This window comes from Nocardioides sp. Z30_9, from assembly GCF_058215735.1.
Map to the genome: position 1 here is coordinate 1 of NZ_JBZAJF010000002.1, position 13,218 is coordinate 13,218.

Annotated in this window: 11 protein-coding genes and 1 tRNA gene; 7 read left to right on the top strand and 5 right to left on the bottom strand. The window is 70.7% G+C overall.

The window, feature by feature from the left end; translation table 11 throughout:
* The coding region (locus AC4BGB_RS10705) for a CoA transferase subunit A (protein ID WP_490546813.1) at nucleotides 1–413 on the bottom strand (413 nt) is incomplete at its 3' end.
* A gap of 100 nt (nucleotides 414–513) precedes the next feature.
* On the opposite strand from AC4BGB_RS10705, the gene bagA reads away from it, so the two are divergent.
* Together bagA and bagB are read left to right on the top strand one after the other, a co-directional pair.
* Nucleotides 514–1,587 (top strand): ATPase BagA, encoded by a 1,074-nt coding sequence (bagA, locus tag AC4BGB_RS10710; RefSeq protein WP_490546814.1) that lies wholly within the window; start codon nucleotides 514–516, stop codon nucleotides 1,585–1,587.
* Nucleotides 1,587–2,831, top strand: coding sequence for an ATPase BagB (bagB, locus tag AC4BGB_RS10715; RefSeq protein ID WP_490546815.1), 1,245 nt, complete (start codon nucleotides 1,587–1,589; stop codon nucleotides 2,829–2,831). The genes bagA and bagB overlap by 1 nt, the downstream gene beginning before the upstream one ends.
* 78 nt (nucleotides 2,832–2,909) lie before the next feature.
* On the opposite strand, the gene AC4BGB_RS10720 is transcribed toward bagB, so the two are convergent.
* Entirely contained in the window at nucleotides 2,910–3,209 is a 300-nt protein-coding gene (locus AC4BGB_RS10720; RefSeq protein WP_490546816.1) for a WhiB family transcriptional regulator, read from the bottom strand.
* A gap of 189 nt (nucleotides 3,210–3,398) precedes the next feature.
* Here AC4BGB_RS10720 and AC4BGB_RS10725 point away from each other — a divergent pair, with 189 nt between their 5' ends.
* Nucleotides 3,399–5,660, top strand: a complete 2,262-nt coding sequence (locus AC4BGB_RS10725) for a penicillin-binding protein (protein ID WP_490546817.1) — start codon at nucleotides 3,399–3,401, stop codon at nucleotides 5,658–5,660.
* 149 nt (nucleotides 5,661–5,809) lie between these two features.
* On the opposite strand, the gene AC4BGB_RS10730 is transcribed toward AC4BGB_RS10725, so the two are convergent.
* The gene (locus AC4BGB_RS10730) at nucleotides 5,810–6,271 is read right to left on the bottom strand and encodes a GatB/YqeY domain-containing protein (protein WP_490546818.1); all 462 of its coding nucleotides are present in this window, start codon (nucleotides 6,269–6,271) and stop codon (nucleotides 5,810–5,812) included.
* Nucleotides 6,272–6,297: 26 nt separating this feature from the next.
* On the opposite strand from AC4BGB_RS10730, the gene AC4BGB_RS10735 reads away from it, so the two are divergent.
* The 4 genes from AC4BGB_RS10735 to AC4BGB_RS10750 all read left to right on the top strand — a co-directional run bounded on the left by AC4BGB_RS10735 (nucleotide 6,298) and on the right by AC4BGB_RS10750 (nucleotide 10,746).
* The gene (locus tag AC4BGB_RS10735) at nucleotides 6,298–7,260 is read left to right on the top strand and encodes a metallophosphoesterase (protein ID WP_490546819.1); all 963 of its coding nucleotides are present in this window, start codon (nucleotides 6,298–6,300) and stop codon (nucleotides 7,258–7,260) included.
* A gap of 46 nt (nucleotides 7,261–7,306) precedes the next feature.
* Nucleotides 7,307–7,380: transfer RNA gene (locus tag AC4BGB_RS10740), tRNA-Pro, on the top strand.
* A 171-nt stretch (nucleotides 7,381–7,551) separates the two neighbouring features.
* Nucleotides 7,552–8,958, top strand: a complete 1,407-nt coding sequence (locus AC4BGB_RS10745) for a hypothetical protein (protein ID WP_490546820.1) — start codon at nucleotides 7,552–7,554, stop codon at nucleotides 8,956–8,958.
* 213 nt (nucleotides 8,959–9,171) lie between these two features.
* A complete protein-coding gene (locus AC4BGB_RS10750) occupies nucleotides 9,172–10,746 on the top strand; it encodes an endonuclease/exonuclease/phosphatase family protein (protein WP_490546821.1) in 1,575 nt (524 codons plus the stop codon).
* Between the two features lie 84 nt (nucleotides 10,747–10,830).
* Here the strand turns inward: AC4BGB_RS10750 and AC4BGB_RS10755 are convergent, their stop codons facing one another.
* Together AC4BGB_RS10755 and AC4BGB_RS10760 are read right to left on the bottom strand one after the other, a co-directional pair.
* On the bottom strand, nucleotides 10,831–11,886 hold the full coding sequence (locus AC4BGB_RS10755) for an aspartate-semialdehyde dehydrogenase (protein ID WP_490546822.1): 1,056 nt from the start codon (nucleotides 11,884–11,886) through the stop codon (nucleotides 10,831–10,833).
* Nucleotides 11,883–13,166 carry an aspartate kinase gene (locus AC4BGB_RS10760; RefSeq protein ID WP_490546823.1) on the bottom strand — a complete coding sequence of 428 codons (1,284 nt, stop codon included), beginning with the start codon at nucleotides 13,164–13,166 and terminating at the stop codon, nucleotides 11,883–11,885. The genes AC4BGB_RS10755 and AC4BGB_RS10760 overlap by 4 nt, the downstream gene beginning before the upstream one ends.
* Between the last annotated feature and the right edge of the window lie 52 nt (nucleotides 13,167–13,218).

The window sequence follows — 13,218 nt, forward strand, 5'->3', positions numbered from 1 at the left end:
GCGTCATAGCGCCACGGCAGACCACCCTCCGCGACCTGGGTGCCACCACCGGTCGCGGTGAAGAACGCCGCGATCCCAGAACCACCCGCACGCATCCGCTCGGCCAACGTGCCCTGCGGGGTCAGCTCCACCTCGAGCTCACCGGAGAGGTACTGGCGCGCGAACTCCTTGTTCTCCCCCACGTAGGAGGCCACCATCCGCCGGATCCGCCTCTGCCCCAGCAGCAGGCCCAGCCCCCAGTCATCGACCCCCGCGTTGTTCGAGAACGCCTCCAGATCGGTCGTCCCGGCCTCCAGCAACGCCCCGATCAGCACCGACGGGATCCCGCACAGGCCGAACCCACCCACCGACAACGACGCACCATCACCAATGTCCGCGACCGCCTCAGCCGCACTACCCACAACTTTGTCCACTGTGACCTCCCAGCTCAGGTCCCCGATCCTGCCACGTCTCGGCCGTCCTGACGTGGCCCACGTCACTCGGCAGCGCGGCACGCGCGGCTACCCTCGACCCATGCCCGTCCAGCCGACGCCGCCGTCCGACCCCAAGCGGCCGGGGCGACGACCCGAGGAGCAGCGTTCCGGCTCCGGTCCCGACTCCGCTTCCGACTGGCCCGGCGTGCAGCTGCACGTCGTCACCGGCAAGGGCGGCACCGGGAAGACCACGGTCGCCGCGGCCCTGGCGCTCGCCCTCGCCGCCCGCGGCAAGAGCGTGCTGCTCTGCGAGGTCGAGGGTCGCCAAGGGATCGCGCAGCTCTTCGACGTACCCCCGCTGCCCTACGAGGAGCGGCTGCTCGCCCGGGGCACCACCGGGGCCGGCGACGTCTACGCCCTCTCCATCGACGCCGAGTCCGCCCTGCTGGAGTACCTCGACATGTACTACCGGCTCGGCCGGGCCGGCAAGGCACTCGACCGGTTCGGGGTGATCGAGTTCGCGACCACGATCGCCCCCGGTGTGCGCGACGTGCTGCTCACCGGCAAGGTCTACGAGGCCGCCAACCGCAACCGCCGCAACAAGGGCTCGCGGCACTACGACGCGATCGTGCTGGACGCACCGCCCACCGGCCGGATCGCCCAGTTCCTCAACGTGAACAACGAGCTGGCCGGGCTGGCCAAGGTGGGCCCGATCAAGTCCCAGGCCGACACGGTCACCACCCTGCTCCGCTCTCCGCGTACGGCGATCCACCTGGTCACCGTGCTCGAGGAGATGCCGGTCCAGGAGACCGGGGACGGCATTGCCGAGCTGCGCGCCGCGGACCTGCCCGTCGGCGGCGTGATCGTCAACATGGTCCGGCCCCAGGACCTCGACGCGACCGCGCGTGAGCAGCTGCTCGAAGGCACCGTGGACCGCGGCCAGCTCGTGACCAGCCTGGACAAGGCCGGGATCCCGGCCGAGGACGAGCTGGTGGACGCGCTGCTCACCGAGGGGCGCCACCACGCCGAGCGCCGCCGCCTCGAGGACGGCCAGCGCGAGCTGATCGAGGCGCTCGACGTCCCCTCCTACGAGCTGCCGCTGCTGCCCGGCGGTATCGACATGGGCGGGCTCTACGAGCTCGCCGAGGTTCTCACCGAGGAGGGGATGGCGTGATGGCCAGCCGTGCCGCCACTCACCGCAGCAGCCGCTCCAGCGCCCGGATCGGACCGCTCGTCGCGGGGCACGACCCCGAGACCACCCTCGACGTCGACGCCCTGCTCGACGACCCCGCTCGCGGGATCATCGTGTGCTGCGGCTCAGGAGGGGTGGGCAAGACGACCACGTCGGCCTCCCTGGCGCTGCGCGCGGCCGAGCGCGGCCGCAAGGTCGTGGTGCTGACCATCGACCCGGCCCGGCGGCTCGCGCAGTCGATGGGCATCGAGGCGCTGGACAACACACCCCGGCCGGTGCCGGGGGTTTCGACAGGCTCAACCACCGACGGTGGCTCGCTGGACGCGATGATGCTGGACATGAAGCGGACCTTCGACGAGGTCGTGCAGAGCCAGGCCAGCCCCGAGAAGGCGGCGCAGATCCTGAGCAACCCGTTCTACGTCGCGGTCTCCAGCTCGTTCGCGGGCACGCAGGAGTACATGGCGATGGAGAAGCTCGGCCAGCTCGACCAGGACGCGCGCCGCACGGGTCGCTGGGACCTGATCATCGTGGACACACCCCCCTCGCGCAGCGCCCTGGACTTCCTGGACGCGCCCGACCGGCTCTCCAGCTTCCTGGACGGGCGGTTCATGAAGCTGCTCCTCGCGCCCGCCCGTGGCCCGGCCCGGCTGATGACAGCAGGCTTCGGGCTGGTGACCAACGCGATCACCAAGCTCATCGGCGCTCAGGTGCTGATGGACATGAAGGCGTTCGTCGCCGCCTTCGACACCCTCTTCGGCGGCTTCCGCCAACGGGCGCAGCGGACCTTCGAGCTCCTCCAGGACCCGCGTACGGCGTTCCTCGTGATCGCCGCGCCGGAGCCCGACGCGTTGCGCGAGGCGGCGTACTTCGTCGAGCGCCTCCGCCAGGAGCAGATGCCGCTGGCCGGGCTGGTGATCAACCGGGCCAGCACCGAGCCGCCGGGAGACCTCTCCGCACACGCCGCCAGCACCGGAGTGGAGAAGCTGCGCTCACAAGGCGAGGGCCAGGGCCTCGCCGCGGGGCTGCTGCGCCTGCACGCCGACCGGCTGGTCGTGGTCGCCCGCGAGAAGCGTCTGACCGACCGGTTCCGGACCAGCCACCCCGACGTACCCACGGCCGTGCTGCCGGCCCTGTCGACCGACGTGCACGACCTCGACGGTCTGCGGCGCATCGGCGACCTGCTGGCTGACCAGCAGGGCCGGGCCGGGGAGTCCGAGAGTGCGTGACCCTCGGCGACGCCCGCCCCGACGACCTGCCCGAGGCCCCGAGCAGCAACCCGACCAGCGACCCGCACAGGGGTCCGGTCAGGCAGTCTCGACGGCGCCCGCGGTCTCGTGCTCGGACTTGGCGGTCTCCAGCAGCTGGCGCCACGAGGTGACGTTCGGCCGCTTGCGCAGCAGCGCCCGGCGCTCACGCTCGGTGAGTCCACCCCAGACGCCCCACTCGATCTGGTTGTCCAGCGCCTCGGCCAGGCATTCGGCGCGCACGGGGCACGCCCCGCACACGGCCTTGGCCTTGTGCTGCTCGGCTCCGCGGACGAAGAGCTCGTCCGGCGACGACTGCTGGCAAAGGGCTACATTGGCCCACATTTCGTTCCAGGACATGTTACCTCCACAGTTCAGGTCCTGGGCATTTCCGGCTCGTCCCAATACGTCCGTTATCAACCCATCTAGAGACTAAAGAACACGAGCGTCTCGATACAGACACATGGGCGTCATTCTCGTATAGTCCGAAATGACTAGATCTTCCGAGCCATCCGGTCGAAAGTCAGGGCCCGCCACTAGGATTGTGATATGCCACGACGCCGCCCCCCGCTCACCTTCGGCACCGTGATCTCGCACCTGGGGGTGGTGGTCGCGGTCTCCGTGGTCCTCGGTGTCCTGACCGCCGGGCTCGCGGTCCCGATGCTGGCTGCGGTGGGCTACGGGGCCGGGGCGACCAAGCGCTCGATCGAGAACCTGCCGGCCGAGCTGAAGGCGGCACCGCTGGCCCAGCGCACGCGCGTGCTCGACCGCACCGGCAAGCAGGTGGCGATCTTCTACGACGAGAACCGCGTCAACGTCTCCCTGGACAAGGTGGCGCCGGTGATGAAGAAGGCGATCATCGCGATCGAGGACTACCGCTTCTACGAGCACGGCGCCCTGGACCTCAAGGGCACCCTGCGCGCCTTCGTGAGCAACCAGACCTCCTCGAGTGGCACCCAGGGTGGCTCCTCGATCACCCAGCAGATGGCCAAGCTCACCCTGCTCTCCCAGGCCAGCACCCCCGAGGAGCGCAAGGCGGCCACCGAGAACACCTACCAGCGCAAGATCCAGGAGCTCCGGCACGCGATCGCCTTCGAGGAGAACTACTCCAAGGACTGGATCCTGGAGCGCTACCTCAACCTCGCCTACTTCGGCGACGGCGCCTACGGCATCCAGGCAGCGGCCCGGCACTACTTCTCGGTCAACGCCTCCCAGCTCAACCTGGTGCAGGCCGCCACCCTCGCCGGCCTGGTGAAGAACCCGGTCGGCTTCGACCCCACCCGGTTCAAGGACCGTGCGTTGGCGCGTCGCAACATCGTGCTGAACCGGATGGCCGAGCTCGACATCGTCGACCAGACGGCCGTGATGAAGCTGACCAAGCAGCCCCTGGGACTGAAGGTCAGCCGGAGCCGCAACGGCTGCCTGGGCACCGAGGCCGCGTTCTTCTGCGACTACGTACGCCGCTACCTCCTCCTGGACCCCGCCCTGGGCAAGACGGTCGCCGACCGGGCACAGCTGCTGACCAGCGGCGGGCTGACCATCAAGACGACACTCGACCTGGAGAGCCAGCGCGCGGCCGACGCCGCGACCAGCGCCGCGGTCAACCCCCAGGACCAGGCGATCGGCGCCCTCGCGATGGTGCAGCCGGGCACCGGGGCGGTGCAGGCGATCTCGCAGTCGCGGCCGATGGGACGTGCGGCCAAGGAGGGCCAGACGTTCCTCAACTACATCGTGGACAGCAAGTACGGCGACTCCGGCGGCTTCCAGGCCGGATCGACCTTCAAGGTCTTCGTGCTCGCTGCCGCCCTCGAGCAGGGCCTGCCGATCTCGACCAGGTTCCCCTCCCCCGAGCGGATCAGCATCCCGCAGAACGACTTCAGGACCTGCAACGGCGCCTACCCGGTCTACTCGGCCTGGAACCTCGGCAACTCGACCGGCAGCGGCACCTTCGACATGGTCAGCGGCACCCGCAAGTCGGTGAACACCTACTTCGCCCAGCTGGAGCGCCGGACCGGGCTGTGCGAGCCCTACGCGCTCGCGAAGGCCATGGGGGTCGACCTCACCTCACCGCAGACCGAGCGGGTCCCCTCCTTCGTGCTCGGCGTGGCCGGGGTGAGCCCGCTGGAGATGGCCGGCGCCTACGCGACCTTCGCCGCGCGCGGCGAGCACTGCGAGAACCGTCCCGTCAGCCAGATCCTCAACAGCGACGGCAAGGTCTTCAAGGACTACCCGAAGAAGTGCACGCAGGTGATCAAGCAGACCACCGCCGACACGGTCAACGCCATCCTCGCCGGCGTGCTCGCCCCCGGCGGGTTCGGCCAGGCGCTGGCCCTGAGCCAGCCCGCCGCCGGCAAGACCGGCACGATCAACAGCAACATGGCGGTCTGGTTCAACGGCTACACCCCCAACATGTCGACCGCAGCGATGATCGCGGGCGCCAACTCCAAGGGGGAGCCGATCTCCCTGAACGGCCAGAGCGTGGGCGGCCGCACCATCGGGCAGGCCTTCGGGTCCACCGTCGCCGGCCCGATGTGGGCCTCGGCGATGCGGGCGATCCAGGGCAAGCTCCCCAACGAGAGCTTCGTGCGACCCGGGACCGGCTCCAGCGCCCCGGTCAAGCTGGAGATCCCCGACGCGGTCGGGATGCCCACCCGCCGCGCGGCCCAGGTCCTCGCCGAGCAGGGGTTCTACGTCAACATCGAGGGCGACGACGCCGGTGACGCCCCGGGCACCGTCCGGGAGATGCGCCCCGCCGCCGGCGAGAGCGCCTCCCGCGGCCAGACGGTCACCCTCGTCCCCACCCGCGGCTGACCCGGCGCTCCCTCTCCAGAACCCGCCGAGACGTCACATCTGAAATCCCACAGCCCGCCGAGACGTCGCGTCTGAAAGCCGACAGCCCGCCGAGACGTCGCGTCCGGAGGGCTTTCAGCGCCCGAGCGCGCCCATGCTGGGCGCCGGGCTCAGGAGGAGAGCTGGGAGCGCACGGCCGCGGCCACGGCCCCGCCGTCGGCGCGACCCTTGGTCTTCGGCTGCAGTGCACCCATCACGCGGCCCATCGCCTTCATCCCGTCCGCGCGCACCCCGAGCTCGTCGATGGTGGCGGCGACCAGGGCCTCGATCTCCTCGCCGCTGAGCTGCTCGGGCAGGTAGCCCGCGATCACCTCGGCCTCGGCCCGCTCCTTGGCGGCCTGCTCGGTGCGGCCGGCGGCGTCGAACGCCTCGGCTGCCTCGCGTCGCTTCTTCGACTCGCTGGTGAGCACCGAGAGCACGTCCTCGTCGCTGAGCTCGCGCGCCTCCTTGCCTGCCACCTCGGCGTTGGTGATCGCGGAGAGCACCATCCGCAGCGTGGAGGACCGCAGGGCGTCACGCGCCTTGATCGAGGTCGTGAGGTCGCTACGCAGCTGGTCCTTGAGAGCACTCATGTCGGCCATTGTGGCAGCCTTGCCCCATGCCTCTCCCCTCGGTTTCCGGGCCCGCCGTGTCACGCACGCTGCGCTCGATCGGGTACGGCGCCGGGCTCGTGACCCTCGCCGGCGCGGGCACGCTCGCCTACTCCGCCGGGATCGAGGTCCGCAACTTCGCCGTACGCCGGGTGGAGGTCGCCGCCCTGCCCCCGGGGCGCCGGCCGCTGAAGGTCCTGCACCTCAGTGACCTGCACCTGACGCCGTCCCAAGGACGCAAGCAGCGCTGGCTCAGCTCCCTGGCCGACCTGGAGCCCGACCTGGTCGTCAACACCGGCGACAACCTCGCCCACCTCGACGCCGTGGAGCCGGTGGTGGCGAGCCTGGGCCGGCTGCTGGACCTGCCGGGCGTCTTCGTGTTCGGGTCCAACGACTACTTCGCCCCCTCGATGCGCAACCCGCTGTGGTACCTCTTCCCCGACGACGGGCGCCGGAACACCGCTACCTCCAAGCTGCCGTGGGGTGACCTGCGGGACGAGTTCGAGTCCCGGGGGTGGACCGACCTCACCAACACCTCGGCGCGACTGGAGGTTGGCGGCAGCTCGCTCGCCTTCGCCGGGGTCGACGACCCGCATCTGGAGTACGACGACCTCGGCTCGGTCGCAGGGCCCGCCCCCGCCGATGCGGACCTGCGCATCGGGGTGGCGCACGCTCCCTACCTGCGGGTGCTCGACCAGTACGCCCGCGACGGCTACGACCTCACCCTCGCCGGGCACACCCACGGCGGCCAGGTCTGCCTTCCGGTCAAGGGCGCGATCGTCACCAACTGCGATCTCGAGCCGGCCCGGGCGAAGGGTCTGCACCGGCATCCGGCGGACTCCCGGCCCGGCGATCCGGGGAGCTCGTGGCTGCACGTCTCCGCCGGTGCCGGGACCTCGCCGTACGCTCCGGTGCGCTTCTGCTGCCGCCCGGAGGCCACCTTGCTGACCCTCCTGCCGCGGACGCCATGACCCGGTTCGGCGCCGCCGTCATGCTCCGGTAGACTTCCCACGCCTTCGGGGTGTGGCGCAGCTTGGTAGCGCGCGTCGTTCGGGACGACGAGGCCGCAGGTTCAAATCCTGTCACCCCGACCGTGTGATGTCGCAAGACATCACGAGGGCCCGGACCCACCTGTGGGTCCGGGCCCTCGCCGGTTCTCCGGCCGGCTCTCGCGGGCCCGCTCTCCCCGGCTGGTCTCGTTTTCGAGCGTTCCTGGGCCGGATCGAGTCGATCCGGAGCCCTGTCATGGCACCATTCGCAGCATGGCTGACGAACCGGACAAGGGTGGGCTGGAGCCGAACCTGGAGTTGCCGCCCCTGCTCGGGTTCGGGCGGAGCAAGAAGAGGAAGCGCTCGCGCGACCTCGAGCAGCAGCCCGCACCGGCATCCGGCCCGGGGCCCCGCGGCAGCGAAGCCCCCGCCGAGGAGCCCACCGAGGTCACCGACCCGTTGGTGGCCGACCCGGTGGCCCCACCGCCGGGACCCGAGGAGCCGTCGGCCACCCGCGCGCCCGGCACCGGGACCGGTCTCGCGCCGGCACCCGGGGCTGCCAGGCGGCTGCCACCGGTCCCACCCCCGCCACGCCTGACCGAGGACCAGTCGCCGCCCCAGCCGGTCGAGCCCATCGAGCCGCCCGAGCCCAGCGAGCCCGTCGCGCTGGCTGAGCCCATCGAGACGGCCGAGCCGGTCGAGCCGGTCGAGCCGGTCGAGCTCGTCGAGCCGGTCGAGCTCGTCGAGCCACCCGCCGCGCTGGCTGAGCCCAGCGAGCCGGCCGAGCCGGTCGAGCTCGTCGAGCCACCCGCCGCGCCGCCCGAGCCCATCGAGCCGGCCGAGCCGGTCGAGCTCATCGAGCCACCCGCCGCGCCGCCGGAGCCCATCGAGCCGGTCGAGCCGGTCGAGCTCGTCGAGCCACCCGCCGCGCAGCCGGAGCCCAGCGAGCCGCCTGAGGCGGTCCAGCCACCCGAGCCGATCGAGCCGCCGGAGCAGGCGCCCGAACCCATGCCCGAGCCGGGGCCTGCGCCGCACACCCCGGTCACCGCGTCCTCCTACGACCCGTTCCCGGCGCCAGACGCGGACACGGACACGGAGGAGACCACCGTGCTGCCGAGCCTGCTCGTGTCCTCGCCACCCGAGAACGAGGCTGCGGCCGCCCCTGCGCAGGCAGCGAGGGCCGAGACCGTCCCGATCCCCCCGATCGCGCCGGCCACCCCTGCTGGGCCGGCCGACACGACCGCGCCGGCAGCCGCGAGCAAGTCTCGTTCGGTGCGGCTCCCCAGGATCGACGCCCGGATCGCGGTGCTGGTCACCGGCGCGCTGGTGGGACTCGCAGCGGTCCTCCTCACCGCGCTGGCGAGCCGGGGCTGCGAGGCCGTGCGTGGGGTCGGCTCCTGTGGGGGGATCGGCCTGGTGGCACTGCTGGCGATCACGGCCGTCTCCATCGTCCTGGGCGCCGTGCTCCTCGAGGCCTGGCGGATCCCGGACCCGACCAGCACCAGCTTCCTCGCCGTCGGAGTCGCCGCCGTGTTCGTGCTGCTCTTCCTGCTCGGGTCGCTGGAGTCTCCGTGGATGCTGCTGGTGATCCCGGTCCTGACAGCGCTCACCTACCTGCTGTCGCTGTGGGTCACCAGCACCCTGGTCGAGAGCACCGAGACCGGGACCCCTCCGCGCTAGGCGCGAGGAGCCCCTCGATAGGCTTGGCACATCGCGATGCCGTCATCCGACGTCGGCCGGCTCGATCCTCGATGAGAGCCCAGGAACCACGTCAGCGCAGAGGATCGCCCGCCCCCATTCCTTAATTCGGACAAAAGCCTAATACCACCCTTTTTCAGGTCTTCGTCGGATATCTTGGTATTGATTCCCCCGACGTACGACCTGGAGACGACGATGCCCAACGTGCGACGCAGTGCCCTGGGTGCTGCCCTGACCGTCCTGCTCGCGATCGGGATGCTGCCCGGCAGCCCCGCCTCCGCGACGTCCGCCGCCCGGACCGCACCCGCCCAGGCGCCCGCCGTACAGGGCGCGACGGCCCTGACCGCGGCCACGATGGTCTCGGCGCGCAAGAAGAAGAAGGCCAAGAAGAACAAGCGCAAGGCGCGCAAGAACAAGGCCCGCAAGAACAAGGCCCGCAAGAGCAAGGCGCTTGCCCGGCCCCAGAACTTCGCCCGCCGCACGGTGCGCACCGTCCGCGGGGTCAACCAGATCACGGTGAGCTGGCCCCAGCGCCTGAACACCACCGGCTACACGGTGACGTGGTCCCCCCTGATCAACCGGATCCCCAAGTCCCCGGCCACCTGCTACTCACCGTGCAAGCGTCGGTTCACCCGGGGCACCTCGATGACCCTGTCCGCGGCCGACCTGAGCTCCTACGCCCGCCGGGTCTCCTCGAACTCCGGCAACGCGGTGCACTTCAAGATCTTCTCCCACAACGCCACCCTGCTGAACTGGACCGGCACCACCTACCCCTACGACGCCTGGATCTCGCCGGCCAGGGCCGCGGCGGTGGACTGGCTGCCGACCATGAGCTCGCAGATGCCGCTCCCCCTGCCGCCCGCCAAGGGGCGCGACGTCGCCGTGACCAGCTTCAACGTGCTCGCGGCCAGCTCGACCGGCGTGCCCTCGTGGCCCAGCCGGGCGCCGAAGATCGTCAAGCAGATCAACGGCACCGGCGCCTCGATCGTCGCGACCCAGGAGAACTCCAACTCCCACACCGGCGTGGGCAGCGGCGTGGGTCAGTACACCGACCTGGCCAACCGGCTCCGGCCCAGTGGCTGGGCCCTGGCCGACGGCCGGGACTGGGACCTGGCGAGCGGCCTGTCCCGCTCCCACTCCACCCAGGCCGTGCGCACCTACTACAAGACCGGCGTCTGGCAGCAGGTGGCCAACGGCGCACTGATGACCCACGTCCCCATCGGCGGAAAGAACTCGGGCACCAACGTGGACCGTTGGGTGTCGTGGACCAAGCTGCGCGCCCGGGACAACGCCTCGACCCAGATCTGCGTGATCAACGCCCACCTGCTCTCCAACCAGGGCAACTACGACAAGGCGTCCGCTGCGCACCGCAACACGGAGACCGGGCAGATCCTGTCCCAGCTGAACAACCCGAAGAGCAACCTGCGCCGGGTCGGGACCCGGGTCGGGCAGGCCTGTGCGGGGACTCCCACGGTCTTCGCGGGCGACCTGAACTCCGCCCAGGAGCACGTGTGGGGCAACCAGCCGCAGGCCATGATGACGGCCAACGGGTTCGTGGACACCAAGAACGCCGGCCGGCGCTACAACACCCGGCTCAGCGGTCCCGGGCCGGTGACCGGCTGGCACCCGACCTGGGGGACGCAGATCGACTACCTGCTCACCAAGGGCATGGGCGGGGCGAAGAGCTTCCGGGTCGACATGATGCACCCCAGCAGCACGGGTTCGGACCACTACCCGGTCACGGCCGTGGTGAGCGTCCCGAACTCCTGACCCAGGGGCTCCAGCGCGGAGAACAACGACGGCGCGGGCACACCGAGAGGTGTGCCCGCGCCGTTGTTCGTGCGTGTGTGGGTGCTAGCGGGCGGCCAGCAGCTCGGCGATCTGCACGGTGTTCAGGGCAGCGCCCTTGCGCAGGTTGTCGTTGCTGATGAACAGCGCGAGGCCACGCTCGTCCGGCACGCCCGGGTCCTGCCGCAGCCGGCCGACGTACGACGGGTCCTTGCCGGCCGCCTGGAGCGGTGTCGGGATGTCGCTGAGCTCCACGCCGGGCGCGTCCCGGAGGATCTCGCGAGCGCGGGCCACGGTCATCGTGGAGCCGAACTCGGCGTTGATCGCCAGGGAGTGACCAGTGAAGACCGGGACCCGCACGCAGATGCCGGAGACCAGCAGTTCGGGCAGGCCGAGGATCTTGCGGGACTCGTTGCGGAGCTTCTTCTCCTCGTCGGTCTCGCCGAGCCCGTCGTCGACGATGCTCCCGGCGACCGGGACCACGTTGTAGGCGATGGTGCGCTCGTACTTCACCGGGGCGGGGAACTCGATCGCCTCGCCGTCGTAGGAGAGCTCGCGGGCCTTGTCGCCGGCGGCCTCGACCTGACCGGCGAGCTCGTCCACGCCGGCCACGCCGGACCCGGAGACAGCCTGGTAGGTCGACGCAATGAGCCGGACCAGGCCTGCCTCGTCGTGCAGCGGCTTGAGCACGGGCATCGCGGCCATCGTGGTGCAGTTCGGATTGGCGATGATCCGCCGCCCCGACAGGGCGAGCTCGATCGCCTCGGGGTTGACCTCGCTCACCACCAGCGGCACGTCGTCGTCCATCCGGAAGGCGGAGGAGTTGTCCACCACCACGGCGCCGGCCTCGGCGAACCGCGCCGCCTGGGCCCGCGAGGTGGTCGCCCCGGCGGAGAACAGCACGATGTCGAGCCCGCTCGGGTCGGCGGTGGCCGCGTCCTCGACGGTGACCTCGCGGTCGCCGTACGGCAGCACCGTGCCGGCGGAGCGGGCGGAGGCGAAGAACCGGATCTCATCGGCCGGGCCGATCGAATTGAACGGGGCGCGCTCGAGCAGGATCTGGCGCATGGCGACGCCGACCTGCCCGGTGGCGCCGACGATGCCGAGGCGTACGCCGCTCATCGTCCGGTCCCGCCGTAGACGACCGCCTCGACGTCCTCGGAGTCGAGGTCGAAGGCGGTGTGGGTCGCGACGACGGCAGCGTCGACCTGGGCCTCGTCGACGACGACCGAGATGCGGATCTCCGAGGTGGAGATCATCCCGATGTTGACCCCGGCCTCCGCGAGCGCGTTGAAGAACTTCGCGGTCACCCCCGGGTGGGAGCGCATGCCGGCCCCGATCAGGGAGACCTTGCCGATCTTGTCGTCGTAGAGCAGCGAGGCGAACCCGATCTCGTCCTGGAGCGCGGCGAGCGCCGCCATCGCGGTCTGCCCGTCGGTGCGCGGCAGGGTGAAGGAGATGTCGGTCAGGTTCGTCGCGGCGGCCGAGACGTTCTGCACGATCATGTCGAGGTTGATCTGCGCCCGGGCGAGCGCGTCGAAGATCCGGGCGGCCTCCCCGACCTTGTCGGGTACGCCGACGACGGTGATCTTGGCCTCGCTGCGGTCGTGTGCGACGCCGGCGATGATCGCTGCTTCCATGGTGGCCTCCTGGTGGGCCTCGTCGTTGATGCTGCCCTTCACGAGGGTGCCCTCGAGATGGCTGAACGATGAGCGGACGTGGATCGGGATGTCGTAGCGGCGGGCGTACTCCACGCAGCGCAGGTGCAGGATCTTGGCACCGCCGGCCGCGAGCTCCAGCATCTCCTCGTAGGTGACCTGGTCGAGCTTGCGTGCCGTCGGCACGATCCGCGGGTCCGCGGTGAAGACGCCGTCGACGTCGGTGTAGATCTCGCACACGTCGGCACTCAGGGCGGCCGCGAGCGCAACCGCCGTGGTGTCGGTGCCGCCACGACCCAGGGTGGTGATCTCCTTGGTGTCCTGGCTGACGCCCTGGAACCCGGCGACGATCACGATGTGCCCGTCCTCGAGCGCGGCGGAGATCCGCCCCGGGGTGACGTCGATGATCTTGGCCTTGCCGTGCACGGAGTCGGTGATCACCCCGGCCTGCGAGCCGGTGAACGAGCGTGCGGTCAGGCCGAGGTCGGAGATCGCCATCGCGACCAGCGCCATCGAGATGCGCTCACCGGCGGTGAGCAGCATGTCGAGCTCACGGGCCGGGGGCAGTGGGCTGACCCCCTCGGCGAGCTCGAGCAGCTCGTCGGTGCTGTCACCCATCGCGGAGACCGCCACCACGACGTCGTGGCCGTCCTTCTTCGCCTGCACGATCCGCCGGGCCACCCGCTTGATGGCCGAGGCGTCTGCCAGCGAGGACCCGCCGTACTTCTGCACCACGATGCCCACGGCGCTGCTCTCCTCCTGGTGGTCGGATATGAGGCCCGGCTCCGGAGAGCCG